A 22133-nucleotide genomic window follows, 5' to 3' on the forward strand; every position below is an offset into this window, starting at 1 on the left:
GCCGTGAGGCTATAACGTGATCGTCAAAGCGCTTCGAGTTGGCCTGGGCCAGCTCATCATCCTTATCGATTTCATCACCCGCCCCGGCAAGAAACAGCGCCCGGCCGACGCCCAGGCGCAAGTCGACCAGGCCGCTCGCAGCCTGACCCTGTATCAATTTCATGCCTGCCCCTTCTGCGTGAAGACTCGCCGGACCCTGCGTCGCCTGAACGTACCGGTGGCCTTGCGCGATGCCAAGAACAACGAGCAGGATCGCCAGACGCTGCTGGAACAGGGCGGCAGGATCAAGGTGCCGTGCCTGCGCATTGAAGAAAATGGCGAGACCACCTGGATGTATGAATCCAAGGTGATCATTGATTATCTGGATAAGCGGTTTTCGACGGTCTGATTGTTTTGTAGTGAGCTTCAAGGCCTCATCGCGAGCAAGCTCGCTCTCACAGAAGGCTGGTGCTGATTACAAATCTGCAATCATGCACGGTCCCCTGTGGGAACGAGCTTGCTCGCGATGGGGTCGGCCCATCCACTGGATATCTCAGGCTGCCCTGGCCGCCAACGCCCCCCGTACCACCCCCGCCAACCGCTTCAACCCTTCATCCAGTCGCGCCGGATCGATGTGGCTGAAGTTCAAGCGCAAGTGGCCAGGATGCTTGTCAGGCTCAGGGAAAAACGGTTCCCCTGGCATGAACGCCACGTCAGCCGCCAGCGCTGCGGCGAGCAAGGTGCGGGTGTCCAGCGGTTGCTTGAGCGTCAGCCAGAAAAATAGCCCACCCTGGGGCGTGTTCCAATCGGCGATGTCGGCAAAATGCCTTTGCAATGCAGCCTCGAAGCGGTCGCGCCGATCCCGATAGAAATCTCTCAACTCCTGCATATGGCGGCGATATTGCTCGGTGCCAATCCACTGCAGCGCCTGCCATTGGCCGATGCGATTGGTGTGCAGGTCCGCCGACTGCTTGAGCCGCAGCAGGTGCGGGAACAGGTCCGGACTGGCGATCAGGTAACCCACGCGCAGCCCCGGCAGCAGGGTTTTCGACACGGTGCCGGTGTAGATCCAGCTGGCCGTTTTCAAGCGACTGGCGATTGGCGTGGCGCTGCCACCGTCGAAGGTCAGTTCGCGATAGGGTTCGTCTTCGACCAGGGTCACGCCGAATTCATCCAGCAGCGCCGCCACGGCATCGCGCTTGGCCTCGCTGTAGCGTACCGCCGATGGATTCTGGAACGTCGGGATCAGGTAGATGAACGCCGGGCGATGCCGCTCCAGGCGCGCCCGCAGTTGTTCCAGGTCCGGGCCATCCGCCTCAAGGGGGACGGTGATGCAGTCGGCGCCGAACAGTTGGAAGATCTGCAAGGCCGCCAGGTAGGTAGGTGCCTCGAGCATCACCTCGGTGCCGACGTCGATGTACAACTTCGCCGTCAGGTCGAGGGTTTGCTGGGAACCGCTGACCACCAAAACCTGGCTCGCCTCACAAGCCAGCCCTAACGACCGCGCCTGCGCCGCCAACGCTTCGCGCAGGGCCGGCTCACCTTCGCTCATGCCGTATTGCCCCATGGACAACGGCATCGCCGCCCACTCCACTTTTGGCAACATGGCTTCGGCCGGCAGGCCACCGGCGAACGACATCACTTCCGGGCGCTGCGCCGCGGCGAGGATTTCGCGGATAAGAGAACTTTTGAGGCGCGAGACACGTTCGGAAAAAGCCATGGGGTCACCTGTAGCGAAGCGTTGGAAATATAAGTCAAACTGCTTGACTGAAATTACCCCGCTCTTTCTGGAAACGTCAATATGCTTGACCTTAAAAACCCCACCTCCCAGCAAATGGCCATGGAAGCATTCTTCTTTGGTTACCAGGCTTTCACCGCCAAGGCCGATGAAATGCTCGAACGCCGGGGCTTGAGCCGAGTGCATCAGCGCATCGTCTTTTTCATCGCCCGTTACCCATCCTTGAGCGTCAAGGAGTTGCTGGCGCTGCTGGGCGTGACCAAACAGGCATTGAACATGCCATTGCGGCAATTGATGGAAATGCATCTGGTCAACAGCGTCGCGTCCGAGGCCGACAAGCGCAAACGATTGTTGGAGCTGACCGCCGAGGGCCAGCGATTCGAACAGGCGCTGCGCCGCGAACAAGTGAAATTGCTGGAGCGGGTGTTTGCCGAGGCCGGGGAAGCGGCGGTGGATGGCTGGCTGGCGGTGAACCTAGCCTTGGGTAAATCTGGCGAGTGAAAGCGTCTGGTCCAACGCTATCGCGAGCAAACTCGCTCCCACAGCGTTCAGCGGTGACCACAAATCTCGCATTCATCACAGTCCACCGTGGGAGCGAGCTCGCTCGCGATAGCCCACGCAGAAGGGATATATCCCTATCGCTCGAAATTTCGTCAACAAAACAGAAAACATTATTTGCTTTATTTGTATACAAAAGCATAATTCGCTTCGTGCGAGTTCCTGACCAACAAGTCAACTACTACGCCAGCCTTACCTGCCTCAATGCCTCGCCGCCACCCTCAGGGGGCGTGCGGTGCCGGAAATAACAATAAAACTCTTGAGGAGTACTCGCTGTGGAAAGCCGCAAACCCGAAGCCCAGACCTTGGATCTTTCGCCGCCATCACGCAGTGGCTGGCTGGAGCGCATCTTCAAACTCAGCTTGCATGGCACCACGGTGAAGACCGAGTTGATTGCCGGTGTGACGACTTTCATCACCATGGCCTACATCATTTTCGTCAACCCCAACATCATGGCCGACGCGGGCATCGATCATGGCGCCGCGTTCGTCGCCACCTGCATTGCCGCCGCCCTGGGTTGCCTGCTGATGGGCCTCTACGCGAACTGGCCGGTGGGCCTCGCGCCGGGCATGGGATTAAACGCCTTTTTCACTTACACCGTGGTCGGCACCATGGGCTACAACTGGGAAACCGCCTTGGGCGCGGTGTTTATTTCCGGCGTGCTGTTCATGTTCCTGACCTTGTCACGGGTGCGTGAATGGCTGCTCAACAGTATCCCGGTGAGCCTGCGCTACGCGATGGGCGCGGGGGTCGGGCTGTTTCTCGGGCTGATCGGCCTGAAAACCGCCGGCATCATCGTCGACAGCCCCGCCACGCTGATCAAGCTGGGCTCGCTGCATGAACCGGGACCGCTGCTGGCTGCCGTATGCTTCCTGATGATTGCCGTGCTGAGCTACCACCGCGTGTTCGGCGCGATCCTCATCAGCATCATCGCCGTGACCCTGGCCGGTTGGGGCCTGGGGCTGGTGCAATACAACGGCGTGATGTCCACGCCGCCCAGCCTGGCACCGACCTGGATGGCCATGGACGTGGCCGGTGTATTCAACGTCAGCATGATCAGCGTGGTGCTGGCTTTCCTGTTCGTACATATGTTCGATACCGCCGGGACGCTGATGGGCGTGGCCCAGCGCGCCGGCCTGGTGAAACCGGATGGCAAGATCGAAAACCTGTCCAAGGCGTTGAAGGCGGACAGCGCCTCCAGCGTGTTCGGCGCCATGGTCGGCGTGCCGCCCGTGACCAGCTACGTGGAAAGCGCCGCCGGAGTCGCGGCCGGTGGCCGCACGGGGCTTACCGCAGTCACGGTCGGTGTGCTGTTCATCGCCGCCATGTTCTTCGCGCCGCTGGCCGGGATGATCCCTGCTTATGCGACAGCCGGCGCCCTGATCTATGTCGCCATGCTGATGATGGGTGGCATGGCCCATATCGAATGGGACGAAGCGACCGACAGCATTCCAGCGATCGTCACCGCCATCATGATGCCTCTGACGTTCTCGGTCGCCGATGGCATCGCGCTCGGCTTCATCACTTACGTCGTGCTCAAGGCTGGCACCGGTAAACACAAGGAAATATCCGTCAGTCTCTGGGTGCTTTGTGCGATCTTTATCGCCAAGTTCATCTTCTTGTAAGCGGCACGAGCCTTACCCGCCTCACCCTGTCGGGTGGGGCTTTTGTACGTCAGGAGCAAAGCAATGAATCTGGAAACCTGGTTGTTGTTCAGTGGTGCCGCGTTGGTGGTAATCCTTATCCCCGGCCCGTTATCGTTACTGATGATCAGCAACAGCCTGAACTATGGCTTGCGCCGATCCTACCCGGCTTTCCTTGGTGGAGTGGTGGCATCGATCTGCTTGTTGAGTGCGTCGGCGCTGGGGCTCGGTGCCCTGTTGCTGGCGTCGGAGCAGTTGTTCAGCGCCTTGAAAATCGTCGGCGCGCTGTACCTGTTCTACCTCGCCTGGCAGAGCTGGCAGCAATCGCGCCAGCCTTCCCAGGGTGCCGAGGTACCGCAAGCCGCCCCCATTCCGCGTTTCCGCGCGCTGTTCGGCCGTGCGTTCGTACTCGGCGCGAGCAACCCGAAGGACATCCTTTTCTTCGCGGCATTCCTGCCGCAATTCCTGAGTGCCGAGCAGCCGTTCTTGCCGCAACTGCTGGTGATGATCGCCACTTGGACCGTGCTCGACCTGCTCTGCAAGCTGGCGTATGGCCTCGGTGCCCATGGCGCTGCCCGCTACCTGCGCACGGGCAAGGGCCAGAGCTGGTTCAACCGGGTCAGCGCCGGGTTGTTCAGCGGGGCCGGGGCGGCTTCCTTGCTGAGCCGCTGAGAAAAAAATCTTCGCGAGCAGGCTCGCTCTCACAGTTGAAACGCATCCGATTGTGGAAGCGAGCTTGCTCGCGATAAGGCCCTCGCCTATTTGATAGGCGAAAAAAAGCCCGCAGTGTGAGCGGGCTAAAAACCAAAGAAGCTCTATGCGCAGTCGCTTCCAGGGCAAGGCAGCTGCTTGGGGGCTCAGCTGCCTCGATAGGTTGAATAGGCGTAGGGCGAAATCAGCAACGGCACATGGTAATGCTCCTGCTCTTGCGAAATGCCAAAGCGCAGCACCACCACATCCAGGAACGCCGGCTCGGACAGTTGCACGCCACGGGCGCGGTAGTAATCGCCGGCGTGGAATTGGATCTGGTAGACCCCGCTGCGGTAGTCGTCTCCTTGCAGCAGTGGTGCGTCACAACGGCCATCGCTGTTGGTCACTGCACTGGCAACCCGTTGCAGTTCTGAACCTTCGACGCGATACAGTTCGATCTTGATCGCGCTGCCTGGACAGCCGTGTGCGGCATCTAAAACGTGTGTAGTCAGACGTCCCATCGATTGTGCATGCCCGGATGCGGAACAGCCAGGCACGGCGCCTCCTGAGTCAGTTGAAAGACAAGCCGCACCATTTCGAAGCACGAAAGATCACGGCAGTGAGCGAATTAAGACACTTTAAAGCTGAATTGTACACAATAAAAAACAGATATCTGCTTCACTTCGCCAACCACGGCAATCGTCATTTGTTTTTACCCCAACCCCAGGCATATAAGGGCTTATGCAACATTAGCTGACTGGGTAGGCAAGTTTCTTGCAGCACCGATACGGCAACGTTGGCGGTAAAAAATGCAAAAAACAGGCTTACAAGTCGAAGACAAAGTTGTATACAATCAGTCCATCGTCGTGACGCCAGCCCGATATCCATCGCCAGGGCGCCACCTACATGGTTCGAACAAGAAGGAAGACTGCAGTGAGCGCTGACTACCCACGCGACCTGATCGGTTACGGCAGTAACCCTCCCCATCCCCAATGGCCGGGCAATGCCCGCATCGCCCTCTCCTTCGTACTCAACTATGAGGAAGGTGGCGAGCGCAACGTGTTGCATGGCGACAAGGAGTCCGAAGCGTTCCTTTCGGAGATGGTCGCGGCGCAACCGCTGCAGGGCGAGCGCAACATGAGCATGGAGTCGCTGTACGAGTATGGCAGCCGCGCAGGGGTCTGGCGGATCCTCAAGCTGTTCAAGGAGTTCGATATACCACTGACCATCTTCGCCGTGGCCATGGCTGCCCAGCGCCATCCGGACGTGATTCGCGCGATGGTCGCCGCCGGCCACGAAATCTGCAGCCATGGCTATCGCTGGATTGATTACCAATATATGGACGAGGCCCAGGAACGCGAGCACATGCTCGAAGCGATCCGCATCCTCACCGAAATCACTGGCGAGCGTCCGCTGGGCTGGTACACCGGCCGCACCGGCCCGAACACCCGCCGGCTAGTGATGGAAGAAGGCGGCTTCCTCTACGACAGCGACACCTACGACGACGACCTGCCCTACTGGGAGCCAAACAACCCCACCGGCAAGGCGCACCTGGTCATCCCTTACACCCTGGACACCAATGACATGCGCTTCACCCAAGTGCAGGGTTTCAACAAGGGCGACGATTTCTTCCAGTACCTCAAGGACGCTTTCGACGTGTTGTATGCCGAAGGCGCCGAAGCGCCGAAGATGCTTTCCATCGGCCTGCATTGCCGCCTGATCGGCCGCCCCGCGCGCCTGGCCTCCCTCAAGCGTTTCCTCGAATACGTCAAGGGTCATGAGCAGGTGTGGTTCAGTCGCCGCGTCGACATCGCTCGCCATTGGCAGCAGACCCATCCGTATCAGGGAGCGTCCAAATGACCGCTTTCCAAACCCTCAAGCCTTCCACCTTGAGCCGCGAAGCGTTCGTCAAAGCCTTCGCTGACATTTACGAACATTCGCCATGGGTGGCCGAAAAGGCCTTCGACCTGGGCCAGGACCCTTCGATCGACGAGATCGAAACCCTGCACCAGCGCATGAGCGACATCCTGTTGAGTGCCGATCACGCCAGCCAACTGGCCCTGATCAACGCTCACCCGGACCTGGCCGGCAAAGCCGCCGTCCAGGGACAACTGACCGAAGCCAGCACCAACGAACAGGCTGGCGCCGGTATCCACCAATGCACGGCCGAAGAGTTCCAGCGCTTCACCGAGCTGAACGAGGCCTATAAAGCCAAGTTCAAGTTTCCCTTCATCATGGCGGTAAAAGGCAGCAACCGGCACCAGATCCTCGCCGCGTTCGAGACGCGCATCCACCACTCGGCAGACGCCGAATTCAAATGCGCGCTGGCAGAGATCAACAAGATCGCGTTGTTCCGATTACTGACCCTTTAGCGAGCGGCTCCTGAAGACAGGTCCTGCAAGCATCCCCAGCCAACTTATCAAAGGCAGACAAGAAGAATGAAAGCTTACGCCGTACCGTTCGAAAAGTTCGTCAACCTGGCCGACGCCCGTCTGGGCACCAAGATCATCTCGGTCACCGACGACTGGTTCGCCGACGCCAACCGCCTGTTCCAGCCGACCCCGGCCGTGTGGAAGGAGGGCGTGTTCGATGACAACGGCAAGTGGATGGATGGCTGGGAGTCGCGCCGCAAGCGCTTCGAAGGCTACGACAGCGCGGTGATCCGCCTGGGCGTGCCGGGCTCGATCAAGGGCGTGGACATCGACACTTCATTCTTCACCGGCAACTACCCGCCATCGGCTTCCCTGGAAGCCTGCTTCCTGGCCGAAGGCGAGCCGGACGAAACCACCCAGTGGACTGAAGTGCTGTCGGCCGTCGAGCTGCAAGGCAACAGCCACCACTACCACGAAATCAGCAACGAGCAAGCCTTCAGCCATCTGCGCTTCAACATTTATCCGGATGGCGGCGTGGCTCGCCTGCGGGTCTATGGTGTTCCGTATCGCGACTGGTCCGCCGTGGGCGACAACGAACAGATCGACCTGGCCGCCGCCCTCAATGGCGGGCGCGCCCTGGCCTGCTCCGACGAGCACTTCGGCCGCATGAGCAACATTCTCAACCCTGGCCGCGGCATCAACATGGGCGATGGCTGGGAAACCGCCCGTCGTCGCACGCCTGGCAATGACTGGGTAATCGTCGCCCTGGGCCATGCCGGTATCGTTGAACAAGTCGTCGTCGACACCCTGCACTTCAAGGGCAATTACCCGGACAGCTGCTCGATCCAGGGCGCATTCGTCAAAGGTGGCACCGACAGCCAGATCGAAACCCAATCGCTGTTCTGGCGCGAGCTGCTGCCGAGCCAGAAGCTGGAAATGCACGCCGAACACACCTTCGCCGAACAGATCAAGGCGCTGGGGCCAATCACCCATATCCGCCTGAACGTGTTCCCGGATGGTGGCGTGAGTCGCCTGCGGGTGCTTGGCAAGGTCGCTAAATAGCGGTGAAGCCAATCGCGAGCAGGGCTCGCTCCCACAGGGTAGGCGGTCAAATGTGGGAGCGAGCCTGCTCGCGATAGCAATAGAACAGACAACAATGAATTCAAGGTAAAGAAGACCAGCATGCGCACTCTCAAGATCGAACCATTGACCAAAGAAGCCTTCGCCCCGTTCGGTGACGTGATCGAAACCGACGGCAGCGATCACTTCATGATCAACAACGGTTCGACCATGCGCTTTCATCGCCTGGCGACGGTGGAAACCGCCACGCCGGACGACAAGGCGATCATCAGCATCTTCCGCGCCGACGCGCTGGAGATGCCACTGACCGTGCGCATGCTGGAGCGCCATCCGCTGGGCAGCCAGGCCTTCATTCCGCTGCTCGGCAACCCCTTTCTGATCGTGGTCGCGCCACTTGGCGATGCACCTGTATCAGGCTTGGTCCGCGCCTTCGTCACCAACGGCAGGCAGGGCATCAATTACCATCGCGGCGTCTGGCACCACCCGGTGCTGACGATCGAAAAGCGGGATGACTTCCTGGTGGTTGATCGCAGTGGCACAGGCAACAACTGCGATGAGCATTTTTTCAAAGAGGATGAGTTTTTGATCCTCGCCCCCCACCAATAAGAGAAGGTCCGATCACGCGAAAACAAGCGTGACGGGCGAGAGGTAAAGACTGTGGAAGCACATATGCTGGAATGGCTGAACCTGAGCATTCGCTGGGTTCATATGATCACTGGCGTAGCCTGGATCGGCGCGTCGTTCTACTTCGTCTGGCTGGAAAACAACCTCAATCGCGTCAACCCCAAGAGCGGCCTGGCCGGCGACTTGTGGGCCATCCACGGTGGCGGTATCTATCACCTGGAAAAATACAAACTCGCACCACCGGCCATGCCGGACAACCTGCACTGGTTCAAGTGGGAAGCCTACTTCACCTGGATGTCGGGCATCGCGCTGTTGTGCGTGGTGTTCTATTGGAACCCGACCGTCTACCTGCTGGCTCCCGGCAGCAGCCTGAGCGGCCCTGAAGGCGTCGCCCTGGGCCTCGGCTCGTTGTTGGTCGGCTGGTTCATCTATTCCTTTCTCTGCGATTCGGCCCTGGGCAAGCGCCCCGCCCTGCTCGGCCTGATTCTGTTCGTGCTGTTGATCGCCGCGGCCTATGGCTTCAGCAAGGTGTTCAGCGGTCGCGGCGCCTACCTGCATGTCGGTGCCGTCATCGGTACGATCATGGTCGGCAACGTGTTCCGCATCATCATGCCGGCCCAGCGTGCGCTGGTGGCGGCTATCGCCGAGAACCGCACCCCCGACCCGGCGCTGCCGGCCAAAGGCTTGTTGCGTTCGCGCCACAACAACTACTTCACCCTGCCGGTGATCAGCAACCACTTCCCAAGCACCTACGGCAGCCAATACAACTGGCTGATCCTGGCGGGTATCGCAGTGGCGGCGGTGTTGGTGCGGCATTACTTCAACACGCGTCATGACAGCAATCGGTTTGCCTGGACGTTGCCGGTGGGCGCCTTGGCGATGATCTGCCTGGCTTATGTCACCGGTCCCAAGCCGATGCCTGGCGCGCCGGAAGTCGCGAAGGTGCCCGGCGTGATCGAGTATCAGCCACTGCCGGAGACGGCGGTGGGCGGCGGCGCCAAACCCGCAGTACCAGCGCAGGCGCCCGCGCCTGCCCAGGCTGCCAATGCCCAGGGCCCGTCATTCGATAAAGTCCACAGCGTGATCCAGGAACGCTGCTCGGTCTGCCATTCGGCCAAGCCCACCAGCCCGCTGTTCAGCGCGGCGCCGGGCGGGGTGATGTTCGATACGCCACAGCAGATCCAGCAAGAAGCCGCGCGCATCCAGGCCCAGGCCGTGACCACCCAGATCATGCCACTGGGCAATATCACCCAGATGACCCAGCAGGAGCGCGATCTGATTGGCGCCTGGATCACCCAAGGTGCACGGACCAACTAGTCCACCCGAGCAAGCCTCGATCCACAGCAATACCGCTAACGGGCAGACCGGCACACGCCGGTCGCCCGTCAGCGGCCGCCTGCGCCTCAACAATAACAACAAGAGGAAAGCACCCCATGCACACTTTCCACACTCACGCCCCGCATCCGTTGCCCATGCGCTGTCGCAACGCACTTGAGCCCCTCCATGCAAGCCCGTATCCTGCGCGGCCGTTCGAATCCGGACGTCTCCAAATAACAATCGGATCCTGACCGACGCCGCTGTTTTCAGCTCTTGTCACAAACAAAAAGCTGACCGAACGGATGTTTATCCGTAGAAAAAGCGCCACACCAGAGCGCTGACGACAAGAAACGCGATACCACTTACCTTTGGGAGCAAACCGAATGAAACGCACGTGCACCAATCTGATCGTTGCGGGATCTTTGTTGGCAGGGGGACAGGCCGTGGCAGGCGACCTGCTCCAATGGCAGAGCAACAGCCTGAGCTACCTGTATGGCAAGGATTTCCAGATCAACCCACGCATCCAGCAGACCGTGACGTTCGAGCATGCCGATGCGTGGAAATACGGCGACAACTTTTTCTTCCTCGACCGGATCTTCTACAACGGCCAGGACGACAGCCAGTCCGGCCCGAATACCTATTACGGCGAGTTCAGCCCACGCTTGTCGTTCGGCAAGATTTTTGACCAGAAGCTCGAACTGGGTCCGATCAAGGACGTGCTGCTGGCGATGACCTATGAGTTTGGCGAAGGCGACAACGAGTCTTACCTGATCGGCCCGGGTTTCGACCTGGCCATTCCCGGTTTCGATTATTTCCAGCTGAACTTCTACAACCGCCAGACCGAAGGCTCGCGTGCCGGCGACAACGTCTGGCAGATCACACCGGCCTGGGCCTACACCGTGCCCGTGGGGTCGTCCGATATCCTGATCGATGGTTTCATCGACTGGGTCGTGGACAACGACACCAACTCAAAGGGCACCTACCACGCCAACCTGCACATCGTCCCGCAGATCAAATATGACTTGGGCAAGGCCTTGAAACTGGGCGCCAAGCAACTGTATGTCGGTGTGGAATACGACTACTGGAAAAACAAATACGCGATCGAAGACAGCGGTAGTTTCAAGACCAACCAGAGCAATACCAGTTTCTTGCTGAAGTACCATTTCTGATCGACCAAGGCTCGCTGCCACAGTGATTCCCGGAGCGGACACCCGCTCAGCATCCACAGGGAATTCCTTGTGGGAGCGAGCCTGCTCGCGATGGCGTCAGACCCGCTACCCCTGAGCCAAGCCCAGGAACCGGCTCAACGCCTCACGCTGCGCCAACGCATCCTGGCGCCCCAGCTCGATCAGCTCGCCGCAGTACCCCGCCTCGAACAGCAGATAGCTCAACACCCCAGCCCCGCTGGTCTTGGTCGCGCCCGGCCCGCGCAGGAACACCCGCAACGCACGGGGCAGTTCCTGGCGATGACGGGCGGCGATCTCGTCGATCGGTTGGCTTGGCGAAATCACCAACACCTCCACCGGTGCCGCACCGAGGGTATGGGCAGGCACGCCCTCGGGCAGGAGGTGACTGAACTGGTTGAGGCGCCCAAGCAACTCGATGTCGCTTTCCAGGCTGTCGATGAACGTGCTGTTGAGCATGTGTCCGCCGATCTGCGCCAGGGTGGGTTGCTGGCCGGTGTAGCTGCGCTCCTGGGGCGTTTGCCCACCCGCGCCGCGGGGGTTGCCACTGACGCCGATGACCAACACACGATTGGCTCCCAGGTGCAGGGCTGGACTGATCGGCGCCGATTGGCGCACCGCGCCGTCGCCGAAGTACTGGGGGCCGATCTTGACCGGTGCGAACAGCAAGGGGATCGCGGAACTGGCCAGCAGATGCTCCACCGACAACTGCGTCGGGACACCGATGCGCCGGTGCCGCAACCAGGCATCTATAGTGCCGCGACCTTGATAGAACGTCACCGCCTGTCCGGACTCGTAGCCGAACGCGGTCACCGCCACCGCTCGCAGCTGGTGCTCGGCGATCGCCTGCTCGATACCCGACGCATGGAATTGTGCCCGGAGCAATTCGCGCAACGGTGAACTGTCGACCAGCGCCACCGGCAACTTGGCCCCCAGGCCCAACAGGCTGTGCGTGATGAAACGCGTCGCCTGGACGAGCACGCCACGCCAATCGCTGCGCATCACCTGGTGGCTGCGCACCGCTTGCCAGAACGCCGTCAGCCGCTCGATGGCGCTTTTGAAATCCATCGCACCGCTTGCCAGGCTGACCGCGTTGATCGCGCCAGCCGACGTGCCGACGATCACCGGGAACGGGTTGTCTGCGCCGTCTGGCAATAACTCGGCGATGGCCGCCAATACGCCCACCTGATATGCCGCTCGAGCCCCGCCGCCGGAAAGAATCAAACCTGTTACCGGTTCAGCTGGGGTCATCGCGATGCTCCGTGCTCAGTCAATTAGGCTACATTTCAACCGCGTTTTTCGTACAACTTCGGCTCACCCGGCGGACGGGTCTTGAAGCGCCGATGGGCCCAGAGATATTGCCCGGGGCATTGGCTGACCGATTTTTCTACCCACTGGTTGATGCGAATGCAATCGGCTTCCTCGGTCTCCCCCGGAAAATCCTCCAGCGGCGCCTGGATCACCAGTCGATAGCCGCTGCCATCAGCCAGGCGCTCCTGGACGAACGGCACGACCAGTGCCTTGCCCAAGCGCGCAAATTTGCTGGTGGCGGTGACCGTCGCCGCCTGGATGCCGAATAATGGCACGAATACACTTTGCTTGGCGCCGTAGTCCTGGTCCGGTGCATACCAGATCGCCCGGCCCGCGCGCAGCAATTTGAGCATGCCGCGCACATCATCGCGTTCCACCGCGAGGGAATCGAGGTTGTGCCGTTCGCGACCGCGGCGCTGGATATAGTCGAACAACGGGTTCTTGTGCTCGCGGTACATGCCATCGATGGTGTGCTGTTGGCCCAACAACGCCGCGCCGATTTCCAGCGTGGTGAAATGCAGCGCCATCAGGATCACACCCCGGCCCTCGCGCTGGGCCTGCTTGAGATGTTCCAACCCTTCGACATGGGCCAGCTTCGCCAGGCGCGAACGCGACCACCACCAGCTCATGGCCATTTCGAAGAACGCGATGCCGGTGGAGGCGAAGTTTTCCTTGAGCAAGCGCTTGCGCTCAGCGGCGGACTTCTCGGGAAAACACAGTTCCAGGTTGCGACTGGCGATGCGCCGCCGGTCGCCGGCCACCCGGTACATCAGCGCGCCCAGCGCCCGGCCGATCCGCAGCAGCAACGGATACGGCAACTGAACGATCAGCCACAACAGCCCCAGGCCGCACCACAGCAGCCAGAAACGCGGATGAAAAAATGCAGCTCGAAGACGCGGGCGATCCATTACAGCTTCCACAAAGACTTGGGCCGCGCATTCTACATTGTTCGACCCGGGTTGCGGCTGACGGGCGATCTCGTTATAAGTCTCGGCACTTTTAGTGACAAGTCGTTGTACGCCGACCATGAGCCAAACCGAACCGCTAGACCAAGATCCCGTGTTCCAGCTGAAGGGCAGCATGCTCGCCATTACGGTGCTGGAACTGGCCCGTAACGACCTGGAAGGTCTTGACCGGCAGTTGGCGGCGAAAGTCGCCCAGGCCCCGAATTTTTTCAGCAATGCCCCCCTGGTACTGGCACTGGACAAGCTGCCTGCCGGCGAAGGTTCAGTGGACTTGCCTGGCCTGATGCGCGTCTGCCGCCAACATGGCCTGCGCACGCTGGCGATCCGCGCCAGCCGCATCGAAGACATCGCCGCCGCCATCGCCATTGACATCCCGGTGCTACCGCCTTCCGGTGCTCGTGAGCGGGTGCTGGAACTGAGCCCGGCCGAACCGAAGAAACCCGAGAAACCAGCAGAGCCCACCGTCAAGCCAACCCGTGTGATCACCACGCCGGTACGCGGCGGACAGCAGATTTATGCTCAGGGTGGCGATCTGGTCGTCGTGTCCTCGGTCAGTCCGGGCGCGGAACTTCTGGCCGATGGCAACATCCATGTATACGGCCCGATGCGCGGCCGTGCGCTGGCCGGTGTCAAGGGCGACACCAAGGCAAGGATCTTCTGTCAGCAGTTGAGCGCCGAACTGGTCTCCATCGCCGGGCATTACAAGGTTTCCGAGGATTTGCGTCGCGACCCGTTGTGGGGGGCTGGCGTCCAGGTCAGCCTGTCGGGCGACGTGTTGAACATCATTCGGCTTTAACGGATACTGCCGCATTTTCCAAGCATCTCTAAAACGTAGCGAAAACAGCTTAACGACGTAGGAAAAAGGATCAGGCAGTGTTTACCAGAAGTAGACCCGGCCCAATGTCCTATTCCAGCCAAGCCTGTGCAGTTGCAGCAGTTTTCCAGAGATGTTTTTCAGGGGCTGACAAAGTCCTTTTTCCTTAGGGGTGAAACACCTTGGCCAAGATTCTCGTGGTTACATCCGGCAAGGGTGGTGTGGGTAAGACCACCACCAGCGCCGCTATCGGTACCGGCCTCGCCTTGCGCGGCCACAAAACAGTCATCGTCGACTTCGACGTCGGCCTGCGTAACCTCGACCTGATCATGGGTTGCGAGCGTCGCGTGGTCTATGACTTCGTCAACGTGGTCAATGGCGAAGCGAACCTGCAACAAGCCCTGATCAAGGACAAGCGCCTTGAGAACCTGTACGTGCTGGCCGCGAGCCAGACCCGCGACAAAGACGCGCTGACCCAGGAAGGCGTGGAAAAGGTGCTGATGCAGCTCAAGGAAGACTTCGAATTCGTGGTCTGCGACTCCCCGGCCGGTATCGAAAAAGGTGCCCACCTGGCCATGTACTTCGCTGACGAAGCGATCGTCGTGACCAACCCGGAAGTGTCGTCGGTGCGTGACTCCGACCGCATGCTGGGCCTTCTGGCGAGCAAGTCCCGTCGCGCCGAGCAGGGCGAAGAGCCGATCAAGGAACACTTGCTTCTGACCCGCTACAACCCTCAGCGCGTCAGCGACGGCGAAATGCTCGGCGTCGAGGACGTCAAGGAAATCCTGGCGGTCACCCTGCTGGGCGTGATTCCAGAATCCCAAGCGGTACTCAAGGCCTCGAACTCCGGCGTGCCGGTCATTCTTGACGACCAGAGCGACGCTGGCCAGGCGTACAGCGATGCAGTCGATCGTCTACTGGGCAAAACCGTCGAACATCGATTCCTCGACGTCACGAAGAAAGGTTTCTTCGAGCGCCTGTTTGGAGGTAGGTAATGAACCTTTTTGACTTCTTTCGTGCCAACAAAAAGCCAAGTACCGCCTCGGTCGCGAAAGAGCGTCTACAGATCATCGTGGCGCACGAACGCGGCCAGCGCAGCACCCCTGATTACCTGCCGGCCTTGCAGAAGGAACTGGTGGAAGTGATCCGCAAGTACGTCAACATCGGCAACGATGACGTGCATGTGGCGCTCGAAAGCCAGGGCAGCTGCTCGATTCTGGAACTCAATATCACCCTGCCGGATCGCTGATCGACCCTGCGGGAGCCACGGCGGCTCGGGCCCTCTCCTCTCCCCCTGGGATTGGAGAAGGGCCCGAGCCGCCGTTGCCGTTTGTTACGAGACTGTTTAATGCCCCTGTCCAACATCCGCATCCTCCACCAGGACGCCGCCGTACTCGTGGTCGACAAGCCGACCCTGCTCCTGTCCGTGCCTGGCCGGGCGGACGACAATAAAGATTGCCTGATCACTCGCCTGCAGGAAAACGGCTATCCGGAAGCGCGAATCGTGCACCGGCTCGACTGGGAAACCTCCGGCATCATCCTGCTGGCCCGCGATCCGGATACCCATCGCGAACTGTCCCGCCAGTTTCATGACCGCGAAACCGAAAAAGCCTACACCGCGTTGTGCTGGGGCCAGCCCGAGCTGGACAGTGGCAGCATCGATCTGCCCTTGCGCTACGACCCACCGACCAAGCCCCGTCACGTCGTGGACCATGAGCACGGCAAGCATGCCCTGACGTTCTGGCGTGTACTCGAACGTTGCGGCGACTGGTGTCGGGTCGAACTGACGCCCATCACCGGACGCTCACATCAGTTGCGCGTGCACATGCTGTCCATCGGTCATCCGTTGCTGGGCGACGGACTCTATGCCCATCCGCAGGCATTGGCGGCCTGGCCGCGCCTGTGCCTGCACGCCAGCATGCTCAGCTTTACCCATCCGCAAAGCGGCGAGCGCTTGCGTTTCGAGTGCCCGGCACCGTTCTGAACAAGGGATCAAACGAAGTCGGGCCTTCTGGCGATACGCGCCAGAGGCCTCGACCGGGACACCGTGTGTAGGAAAAGTCTTCACATTCAATGGAATATGCTTAAGATGGTGGCATTTAGCCAAGGCCAGGACGCCCGTGCCAGATTCTCCACCGCTTCAGCAAGACTACCGTTATACCTTCCGCTTCTTGAATACGGATTTACATCTACGGGACGAACCTTGTCATCGCACCGAGCAAGCGCTGCGCCAGCTCATCATCAATCGCCGCAAGCGCGCGGTGACCAGGGCGACGGCAATCATTGCGGGCAGCAAACAGGCTTTGTTTGCCAAGGTCCAGCGCCTGGGCAGTTGGCGGAGCAAAGTACGCGTCACATTGGGCACCCCCCAGCGCAACGGGCGCTTTGACTGGCCACTGGAAGAGCTGCAGAACACGCTGCTGGCCCAGCATCGCGGCGTCCGGATGCCGACGCTCCAGGGGTTTGGCTACACCAGGAGTGGATTAGGCCTGGCCCAGGATTACTTCCTGATCACCGAGTTGCTGGAGGATTACACCGACGGCGCAAAATGGCTGGCGGAACATCCCGGACAGATTGAAACATTCACCCACAAAGCCTTCGAACTGCTGGATTCCCTGACAAGCAGGAACATAAGCCACATGGATTTCTGGGCTGGCAATCTCATGCACCCGGCTGATCCACAACGTCCGCTGATGGCGATCGATTTCGAGAACTGTTTTTCCCGGCCGACGCCGTTTCACAGCGAAACACTCGGCTTCCAGCTCGGGTTCCTGTACCACCGTGAAATCTACCGGTACATCACCGAAGCACGGTACGACAGCCTGGTCGAGGAATACCTCGATCGCAAGCCAACGGTCTCGATGGAAAACTTCAACAAGGTGTATCAGGTCAGCAAGCACTGCCACCTGGGCCGCAAGGAGCGCCGAGAAGTGTTCCTGCAAGGCCGGCTCCTGCTTGACTGAGCCATTCGGGGTGCGGCATTGGCCCTGCTATGTCGCTGCCCGATGGGGTAAACTCGCGCCCATTGCTGTCTGGAGTTATTTATGCGCGCAGAGTTGAACCAGGGCCTGATCGACTTCCTCAAGGCCTCCCCTACCCCGTTCCATGCTACCGCCAGCCTTGCCCAGCGCCTGGAGGCGGCGGGTTACCAGCGTCTCGATGAGCGCGAAACCTGGGCCACCGAGGCCAACGGTCGCTATTACGTCACGCGCAACGATTCCTCGATCATCGCTTTCAAACTGGGCCGCAACTCTGCGCTACACGACGGCATCCGTCTGGTCGGCGCCCACACCGACAGTCCTTGCCTGCGGGTCAAGCCCCAGCCGGAACTGCAACGTCAGGGGTTCTGGCAACTGGGCGTGGAAGTGTACGGCGGCGCATTGCTGGCGCCGTGGTTCGACCGCGACTTGTCGCTGGCCGGCCGCGTGACCTTCCGCCGTGACGGCAAGGTCGAGAGTCAGCTGATCGATTTCAAGGCGCCGATCGCCACGATTCCAAACCTGGCCATTCATCTCAACCGTGAAGCCAACCAAGGCTGGGCGATCAATCCGCAGAACGAGCTGCCGCCGATCCTCGCCCAGTTTGCTGGCGACGAACGCGTCGACTTCCGCGCCGTGCTCACTGACCAGTTGGCCCGGGAACACGGCTTGAACGCCGACGTGGTGCTCGATTACGAGCTGAGCTTCTATGACACCCAAAGCGCAGCGGTCATCGGTTTGCATGGTGATTTCATCACTGGCGCGCGACTGGACAACCTGCTCTCCTGCTATGCCGGCCTGCAAGCCTTGCTGACCGCCGACACCGAAGAAACCTGCGTGCTGGTGTGCAACGACCACGAAGAGGTCGGTTCTACTTCGGCGTGTGGCGCGGACGGCCCGATGCTCGAACAGACCCTGCGCCGTCTGCTGCCCGACGGTGAAGATTTCGTACGCACCATTCAGAAATCCCTGCTGGTCTCCGCAGACAACGCCCACGGCGTACACCCCAACTATGCCGACAAGCACGACGCCAATCATGGCCCCAAGCTCAACGCTGGCCCGGTGATCAAGGTCAACACCAACCAGCGCTACGCCACCAACAGCGAAACCGCCGGCTTCTTCCGCCACCTGTGCATGGCCGAAGAAGTACCGGTGCAGAGTTTCGTGGTGCGCAGCGACATGGGTTGCGGCTCGACCATCGGCCCGATCACCGCCAGTCAGCTGGGTGTGCGCACCGTGGACATTGGCCTGCCGACCTTTGCCATGCATTCGATCCGCGAACTGTGCGGTAGCCAAGACCTGGCGCACCTGGTGAAAGTGCTGAGCGCGTTCTACGCTTCTCGCGAGTTGCCATAAAACCTTCGTGGCGAGGGAGCTTGTTCCCGCTGGGTGGCGCAGCCACCCCAAACCGGTTTTGCCAGTGCTGCGCACTGGAGCGGGAGCAAGCTCCCTCGCCACAAGGGTATCCAGCGAAAGGTCTGGATAACTCATGACACACCTCACCACACCCCAAGCAAACCCGAACTAGACTGACCTTATCCCTCCCGACAAGGCCGTCGCAATGATCTCCATGTCCTCGTTCAACGCCATGCTCGTGCCCATCATCGCCGGCATGATCCTGCTGGCCATTGGCTTCAACTTCCGAGACAAAAATGTCGGGGTGTTCGCCATGTGGATCGGCATGTTGCTGATCCTTATCACAGTGCTGTTCAGGATTATGGCGAAGCTCAACGAGTCCTCCTGAATACGCCTCAGGCGGGTTGTTCCGGCACGTCCACGCCAACGTGGATCGCGTCGTGCCGCCAGAATTCCAAGTCACAATCGATCAGCCGTTGGTGCTGGTCATAGTTGACCCGAGCAATCCGCAGCCCGGGGCTGCCGACCGACACTTTCAGCGCTGCCGCGGCCTCGGGTTGCAACGAGGTAGGCACGATGTCGAATTTCACCCGGCCGTAATGCAAGTCGTAATGGCGGGCGTACAGCTCGGTCATGGACTGGTTGAGATCGAACGCGAGAATGTCCGGAAAGTACGACGGGTTCAGATAATGCTCCACATAAAGCACCAGTCGTTCATCGATACGCCGGGTGCGACAGATCTGGATGACGCTGGACAGCGCCGGCAGTTGAAGCCAGGCGCAGATTGCCGCCGAGGCGGGTTGCAAGCGGGCCGATATGACTTCGGTGCGCGGCACGCGGCCTTGAGCGGCAACCATCGCGTGGAAATGGCTGCGCTGCATCAGGTTGTAGGCCAGCCGCGGTGGCGAAACGAACCAGCCCCGACGTTCCTCGCGGTAAATCTGCCCTTGGGCTTCCAACTGCAACAATGCCTCGCGCACGGTAATCCGAGTGGTGCCGAACAATTCGCTGAGTTTGCGCTCGGCTGGCAATTTGTTGCCGGCCGCCAGCAAGCCGTGGTCGATCTGCTCTTGCAGGACTTGTCCGATGGATGTCACCGCTTTGGTTGCCTCAACGCGCATCAACGTTACCTATCTGGACTAGACCAGCACTGTTTCGGGGCGGGATCTTTGCCGCTTCGATCCGTATCGCATGCCTGCAAGCCTAGGCGCTGAGCATGACTGAGAGATGACACAACCGCTGAACGGTCTATTTGCTGGCTTGCAATTAAACGGCCAAGTCCTTGCAGATCAGTTGTTTACTCATGGTCTACGCTTATGACGCAGCGATCCTCCGTGAGCCCGACGATTGCTGGCGCGCTTGCAGTCGACATCAAAATGTCATGGGAGACACCTACATTGGCTCAGGTATTGCTGACCTAGACCAACACAACCGCAATCGCAGCGTTGAAAACGCCCATAGGAGCTTCGGATGAAACAGCTTTTCCTGGCATCACTGTTAGGCTCGACCATCGCCATGTGCACAGCCGCCATGGCCGCTGATACCGATCTGAAAACACTGGAAGCCGCTGCGAAAGCGGAAGGCGCCGTAAACAGCGTCGGCATGCCCGATGACTGGGCGAACTGGAAAGGCACCTGGGACGACCTGGCCAAGCTCTATGGCTTGAAGCACATCGACACCGACATGAGCTCCGCCCAGGAAATCGCCAAATTCGCGGCCGAGAAAGACAACGCCAGCGCCGACATCGGCGACGTCGGTGCCGCTTTCGGCCCGATTGCGGTCAAGCAGGGCGTGGTCCAGCCCTACAAGCCAAGCACCTGGGAGCAAGTGCCGGACTGGGCCAAGGATAAGGACGGCAACTGGGCCCTGGCCTACACCGGCACCATTGCCTTCATCGTCAACAAGAAGCTGCTGCATGGCTCCGACGTCCCGACCAAATGGGCCGACCTGAAAACCGGTAAATACAAAGTCTCGATTGGTGACGTGAGCACCGCTGCCCAGGCGGCGAACGGTGTGCTGGCCGCGGCCCTGGCAAACGGTGGCGACGAGAAGAACATCAAGCCCGCGCTGTTGATGTTCGCCGAGATTGCCAAGCAAGGGCGCCTGTCCATGGCCAACCCGACCATCGCCACGATGGAAAAAGGTGAGGTCGAAGTCGGGGTGGTCTGGGATTTCAACGGCCTGAGCTACAAGGCCAAGATGGCCAACCCGGATGACTACGTCGTGTTGATCCCGTCCGACGGCTCGGTGATCTCCGGCTACACCACCATCATCAACAAATACGCCAAGCACCCGAACGCCGCCAAGCTGACCCGCGAATACATCTTCAGCGACGCCGGCCAGATCAACCTCGCCAAGGGCAACGCCCGCCCGATTCGCGCCGAGCACCTGAAACTGCCGGAAGAGGTCCAGGCCAAGCTGCTGCCGAACGAGCAGTACAAAGGCGTGACCCCGATCAAGGATGCGGATGCGTGGGAGAAGACCTCCAAGGCACTGCCGCAGCAGTGGAACGAAGAAGTCATCGTCGAGATGAAGTGAGGCGCTAGCTTCCACTCCCGGATCACCGCTGATCCATTGTGGGAGCGAGCTTGCTCGCGATGAGGGAGTGTCAGTCGACATGAATATTGGCTGACACACCGCAATCGCGAGCAGGCTCGCTCCCACATTGGACGCTTGGTGAACCGGGTTTTTTGGTTCTTGCCCGGAGTCCCGGTCCCATGAAGCACAACGTCATCCTGGTGGTGCTCGACGGTCTCAACTACGAGGTCGCCCGGCATGCCATGGGACATTTGCAGGCGTATGTCGGCGCAGGACGCGCGGCGCTCTACAAACTGGAATGTGAATTGCCCGCACTGTCCCGCCCGCTCTATGAATGCATACTAACCGGCGTCGTGCCTATCGACAGCGGGATCGTGCACAACAACGTCTCGCGCCTGTCGAACCAGCGCAGCATTTTCCATTACGCCACCGAGGCCGGCCTGAGCACGGCCGCCGCTGCCTACCATTGGGTCAGCGAGCTCTATAACGTTTCGCCCTTCGTCGCCGGTCGCGACCGCCATACACATAACCCCGACCTGCCGATCCAATACGGCCATTTCTACTGGAACGACCACTACCCCGATTCCCACCTGTTCGCTGATGCCGAACACCTGCGGCAGCGCTACTTGCCGAATTTTCTGTTGGTGCATCCGATGAACATCGACGATGCCGGCCACAAGCACGGCCTCGACACTGCGCAATACCGCAACAGTGCCCGCTCGGCCGACATCAACATGGCCGTCTACCTGCAAGCCTGGCTCGACGCCGGTTACCAAGTGCTGGTGACGTCCGACCATGGCATGAACAACGATCGCTCCCACAACGGGCTGCTGGCGGAAGAACGGGAAGTGCCGCTCTTTGTCCTCGGGGATGGTTTCAGCCTGAACGCCGACGCGGCTCCCCTGCAAACCGAACTGTGCGGCACGATTTGCCAATTGCTTGGCATCGCCCACGACAAACCCTTTTGCCAGGAGTTGCTCAAGTGA

The 22133-nt window shown here is 60.2% G+C and carries 24 protein-coding genes; 19 read left to right on the forward strand and 5 right to left on the reverse strand.

Translation table 11 applies throughout. The features are described from left to right. Window positions 1-16 precede the first annotated feature (16 nt). Window positions 17-388 (forward strand): glutathione S-transferase N-terminal domain-containing protein, encoded by a 372-nt coding sequence (locus J3P92_RS18295; protein WP_434648626.1) that lies wholly within the window; start codon window positions 17-19, stop codon window positions 386-388. A gap of 144 nt (window positions 389-532) precedes the next feature. On the opposite strand, the gene J3P92_RS18300 is transcribed toward J3P92_RS18295, so the two are convergent. Beyond that, window positions 533-1699: a PLP-dependent aminotransferase family protein gene (locus tag J3P92_RS18300; RefSeq protein ID WP_434607207.1), complete on the reverse strand. Its 1167-nt coding sequence runs from the start codon at window positions 1697-1699 to the stop codon at window positions 533-535. An 81-nt stretch (window positions 1700-1780) separates the two neighbouring features. Between J3P92_RS18300 and J3P92_RS18305 the strand changes: the two genes are divergently transcribed. From J3P92_RS18305 to J3P92_RS18315, 3 genes are all read left to right on the forward strand, one after another. Then, complete coding sequence (locus tag J3P92_RS18305) at window positions 1781-2218, forward strand: MarR family winged helix-turn-helix transcriptional regulator (RefSeq protein WP_420766969.1); 438 nt, start codon at window positions 1781-1783, stop codon at window positions 2216-2218. Window positions 2219-2550: 332 nt separating this feature from the next. Further along, complete coding sequence (locus J3P92_RS18310) at window positions 2551-3900, forward strand: NCS2 family permease (RefSeq protein ID WP_434560115.1); 1350 nt, start codon at window positions 2551-2553, stop codon at window positions 3898-3900. A 63-nt stretch (window positions 3901-3963) separates the two neighbouring features. Then, a complete protein-coding gene (locus tag J3P92_RS18315; RefSeq protein WP_420766971.1) occupies window positions 3964-4590 on the forward strand; it encodes a LysE family translocator in 627 nt (208 codons plus the stop codon). A gap of 185 nt (window positions 4591-4775) precedes the next feature. Here the strand turns inward: J3P92_RS18315 and uraH are convergent, their stop codons facing one another. Next, complete coding sequence (gene uraH, locus J3P92_RS18320) at window positions 4776-5129, reverse strand: hydroxyisourate hydrolase (protein ID WP_420766972.1); 354 nt, start codon at window positions 5127-5129, stop codon at window positions 4776-4778. Between the two features lie 412 nt (window positions 5130-5541). Here uraH and puuE point away from each other — a divergent pair, with 412 nt between their 5' ends. The 6 genes from puuE (at window position 5542) to J3P92_RS18350 (ending at window position 11170) form a co-directional block, all read left to right on the forward strand. Then, a complete protein-coding gene (puuE, locus tag J3P92_RS18325) occupies window positions 5542-6468 on the forward strand; it encodes an allantoinase PuuE (protein WP_420766973.1) in 927 nt (308 codons plus the stop codon). After that, window positions 6465-6980, forward strand: coding sequence for a 2-oxo-4-hydroxy-4-carboxy-5-ureidoimidazoline decarboxylase (uraD, locus tag J3P92_RS18330; RefSeq protein WP_420766974.1), 516 nt, complete (start codon window positions 6465-6467; stop codon window positions 6978-6980). The genes puuE and uraD overlap by 4 nt, the downstream gene beginning before the upstream one ends. 66 nt (window positions 6981-7046) lie before the next feature. Beyond that, window positions 7047-8042: an allantoicase gene (gene alc, locus J3P92_RS18335; protein ID WP_434648628.1), complete on the forward strand. Its 996-nt coding sequence runs from the start codon at window positions 7047-7049 to the stop codon at window positions 8040-8042. Window positions 8043-8162: 120 nt separating this feature from the next. Further along, window positions 8163-8666, forward strand: a complete 504-nt coding sequence (locus tag J3P92_RS18340) for an ureidoglycolate lyase (RefSeq protein WP_025214983.1) — start codon at window positions 8163-8165, stop codon at window positions 8664-8666. Between the two features lie 51 nt (window positions 8667-8717). Next, window positions 8718-10001: a urate hydroxylase PuuD gene (locus J3P92_RS18345; protein ID WP_434711744.1), complete on the forward strand. Its 1284-nt coding sequence runs from the start codon at window positions 8718-8720 to the stop codon at window positions 9999-10001. Window positions 10002-10384: 383 nt separating this feature from the next. Then, complete coding sequence (locus J3P92_RS18350) at window positions 10385-11170, forward strand: outer membrane protein OmpK (protein ID WP_434560121.1); 786 nt, start codon at window positions 10385-10387, stop codon at window positions 11168-11170. Between the two features lie 105 nt (window positions 11171-11275). Here the strand turns inward: J3P92_RS18350 and J3P92_RS18355 are convergent, their stop codons facing one another. Beyond that, the gene (locus J3P92_RS18355) at window positions 11276-12436 is read right to left on the reverse strand and encodes a patatin-like phospholipase family protein (protein ID WP_434560123.1); all 1161 of its coding nucleotides are present in this window, start codon (window positions 12434-12436) and stop codon (window positions 11276-11278) included. 35 nt (window positions 12437-12471) lie between these two features. After that, on the reverse strand, window positions 12472-13404 hold the full coding sequence (locus J3P92_RS18360) for a lipid A biosynthesis lauroyl acyltransferase (protein ID WP_420766979.1): 933 nt from the start codon (window positions 13402-13404) through the stop codon (window positions 12472-12474). Window positions 13405-13522: 118 nt separating this feature from the next. On the opposite strand from J3P92_RS18360, the gene minC reads away from it, so the two are divergent. The 7 genes from minC to J3P92_RS18395 all read left to right on the forward strand — a co-directional run bounded on the left by minC (window position 13523) and on the right by J3P92_RS18395 (window position 18997). Further along, window positions 13523-14257: a septum site-determining protein MinC gene (gene minC, locus J3P92_RS18365; RefSeq protein ID WP_420766980.1), complete on the forward strand. Its 735-nt coding sequence runs from the start codon at window positions 13523-13525 to the stop codon at window positions 14255-14257. A 200-nt stretch (window positions 14258-14457) separates the two neighbouring features. Then, entirely contained in the window at window positions 14458-15270 is an 813-nt protein-coding gene (minD, locus tag J3P92_RS18370) for a septum site-determining protein MinD (RefSeq protein ID WP_025214989.1), read from the forward strand. Further along, a complete protein-coding gene (minE, locus tag J3P92_RS18375) occupies window positions 15270-15524 on the forward strand; it encodes a cell division topological specificity factor MinE (protein ID WP_039594520.1) in 255 nt (84 codons plus the stop codon). Before minD ends, minE begins: the two co-directional genes overlap by 1 nt. 99 nt (window positions 15525-15623) lie before the next feature. Further along, on the forward strand, window positions 15624-16259 hold the full coding sequence (locus J3P92_RS18380; protein WP_420766981.1) for an RluA family pseudouridine synthase: 636 nt from the start codon (window positions 15624-15626) through the stop codon (window positions 16257-16259). A 136-nt stretch (window positions 16260-16395) separates the two neighbouring features. Then, a complete protein-coding gene (locus tag J3P92_RS18385) occupies window positions 16396-17238 on the forward strand; it encodes a lipopolysaccharide kinase InaA family protein (RefSeq protein ID WP_434607221.1) in 843 nt (280 codons plus the stop codon). Window positions 17239-17319: 81 nt separating this feature from the next. After that, window positions 17320-18609, forward strand: coding sequence for a M18 family aminopeptidase (locus J3P92_RS18390; RefSeq protein ID WP_420766983.1), 1290 nt, complete (start codon window positions 17320-17322; stop codon window positions 18607-18609). 205 nt (window positions 18610-18814) lie between these two features. After that, window positions 18815-18997, forward strand: a complete 183-nt coding sequence (locus J3P92_RS18395) for a hypothetical protein (protein ID WP_420766984.1) — start codon at window positions 18815-18817, stop codon at window positions 18995-18997. Between the two features lie 7 nt (window positions 18998-19004). Here J3P92_RS18395 and J3P92_RS18400 read toward each other — a convergent pair whose 3' ends face one another. Beyond that, window positions 19005-19730: a UTRA domain-containing protein gene (locus J3P92_RS18400; RefSeq protein WP_420766985.1), complete on the reverse strand. Its 726-nt coding sequence runs from the start codon at window positions 19728-19730 to the stop codon at window positions 19005-19007. A 349-nt stretch (window positions 19731-20079) separates the two neighbouring features. Here J3P92_RS18400 and J3P92_RS18405 point away from each other — a divergent pair, with 349 nt between their 5' ends. Next, complete coding sequence (locus J3P92_RS18405; RefSeq protein ID WP_420766986.1) at window positions 20080-21147, forward strand: ABC transporter substrate-binding protein; 1068 nt, start codon at window positions 20080-20082, stop codon at window positions 21145-21147. A gap of 179 nt (window positions 21148-21326) precedes the next feature. Continuing rightward, entirely contained in the window at window positions 21327-22133 is an 807-nt protein-coding gene (locus tag J3P92_RS18410; protein WP_434648630.1) for an alkaline phosphatase family protein, read from the forward strand.

This window comes from Pseudomonas sp. D3-27 (assembly GCF_051132165.1).
Classification (GTDB): domain Bacteria; phylum Pseudomonadota; class Gammaproteobacteria; order Pseudomonadales; family Pseudomonadaceae; genus Aquipseudomonas.

Bases quoted from the DNA above. Each gene is read 5' to 3' on its own strand.
- J3P92_RS18405 (WP_420766986.1), top strand. From the start codon at position 20,080: ATGAAACAGCTTTTCCTGGCATCACTGTTAGGCTCGACCATCGCCATG.
- J3P92_RS18410 (WP_434648630.1), top strand. From the start codon at position 21,327: ATGAAGCACAACGTCATCCTGGTGGTGCTCGACGGTCTCAACTACGAG.
- J3P92_RS18380 (WP_420766981.1), top strand. From the start codon at position 15,624: ATGCCCCTGTCCAACATCCGCATCCTCCACCAGGACGCCGCCGTACTC.
- alc (WP_434648628.1), top strand. From the start codon at position 7,047: ATGAAAGCTTACGCCGTACCGTTCGAAAAGTTCGTCAACCTGGCCGAC.
- J3P92_RS18390 (WP_420766983.1), top strand. From the start codon at position 17,320: ATGCGCGCAGAGTTGAACCAGGGCCTGATCGACTTCCTCAAGGCCTCC.
- J3P92_RS18355 (WP_434560123.1), bottom strand. From the start codon at position 12,436: ATGACCCCAGCTGAACCGGTAACAGGTTTGATTCTTTCCGGCGGCGGG.
- J3P92_RS18360 (WP_420766979.1), bottom strand. From the start codon at position 13,404: ATGGATCGCCCGCGTCTTCGAGCTGCATTTTTTCATCCGCGTTTCTGG.
- uraH (WP_420766972.1), bottom strand. From the start codon at position 5,129: ATGGGACGTCTGACTACACACGTTTTAGATGCCGCACACGGCTGTCCA.
- minE (WP_039594520.1), top strand. From the start codon at position 15,270: ATGAACCTTTTTGACTTCTTTCGTGCCAACAAAAAGCCAAGTACCGCC.
- J3P92_RS18300 (WP_434607207.1), bottom strand. From the start codon at position 1,699: ATGGCTTTTTCCGAACGTGTCTCGCGCCTCAAAAGTTCTCTTATCCGC.
- J3P92_RS18400 (WP_420766985.1), bottom strand. From the start codon at position 19,730: ATGCGCGTTGAGGCAACCAAAGCGGTGACATCCATCGGACAAGTCCTG.
- uraD (WP_420766974.1), top strand. From the start codon at position 6,465: ATGACCGCTTTCCAAACCCTCAAGCCTTCCACCTTGAGCCGCGAAGCG.
- minC (WP_420766980.1), top strand. From the start codon at position 13,523: ATGAGCCAAACCGAACCGCTAGACCAAGATCCCGTGTTCCAGCTGAAG.
- J3P92_RS18350 (WP_434560121.1), top strand. From the start codon at position 10,385: ATGAAACGCACGTGCACCAATCTGATCGTTGCGGGATCTTTGTTGGCA.
- J3P92_RS18395 (WP_420766984.1), top strand. From the start codon at position 18,815: ATGATCTCCATGTCCTCGTTCAACGCCATGCTCGTGCCCATCATCGCC.
- J3P92_RS18315 (WP_420766971.1), top strand. From the start codon at position 3,964: ATGAATCTGGAAACCTGGTTGTTGTTCAGTGGTGCCGCGTTGGTGGTA.
- J3P92_RS18305 (WP_420766969.1), top strand. From the start codon at position 1,781: ATGCTTGACCTTAAAAACCCCACCTCCCAGCAAATGGCCATGGAAGCA.
- J3P92_RS18340 (WP_025214983.1), top strand. From the start codon at position 8,163: ATGCGCACTCTCAAGATCGAACCATTGACCAAAGAAGCCTTCGCCCCG.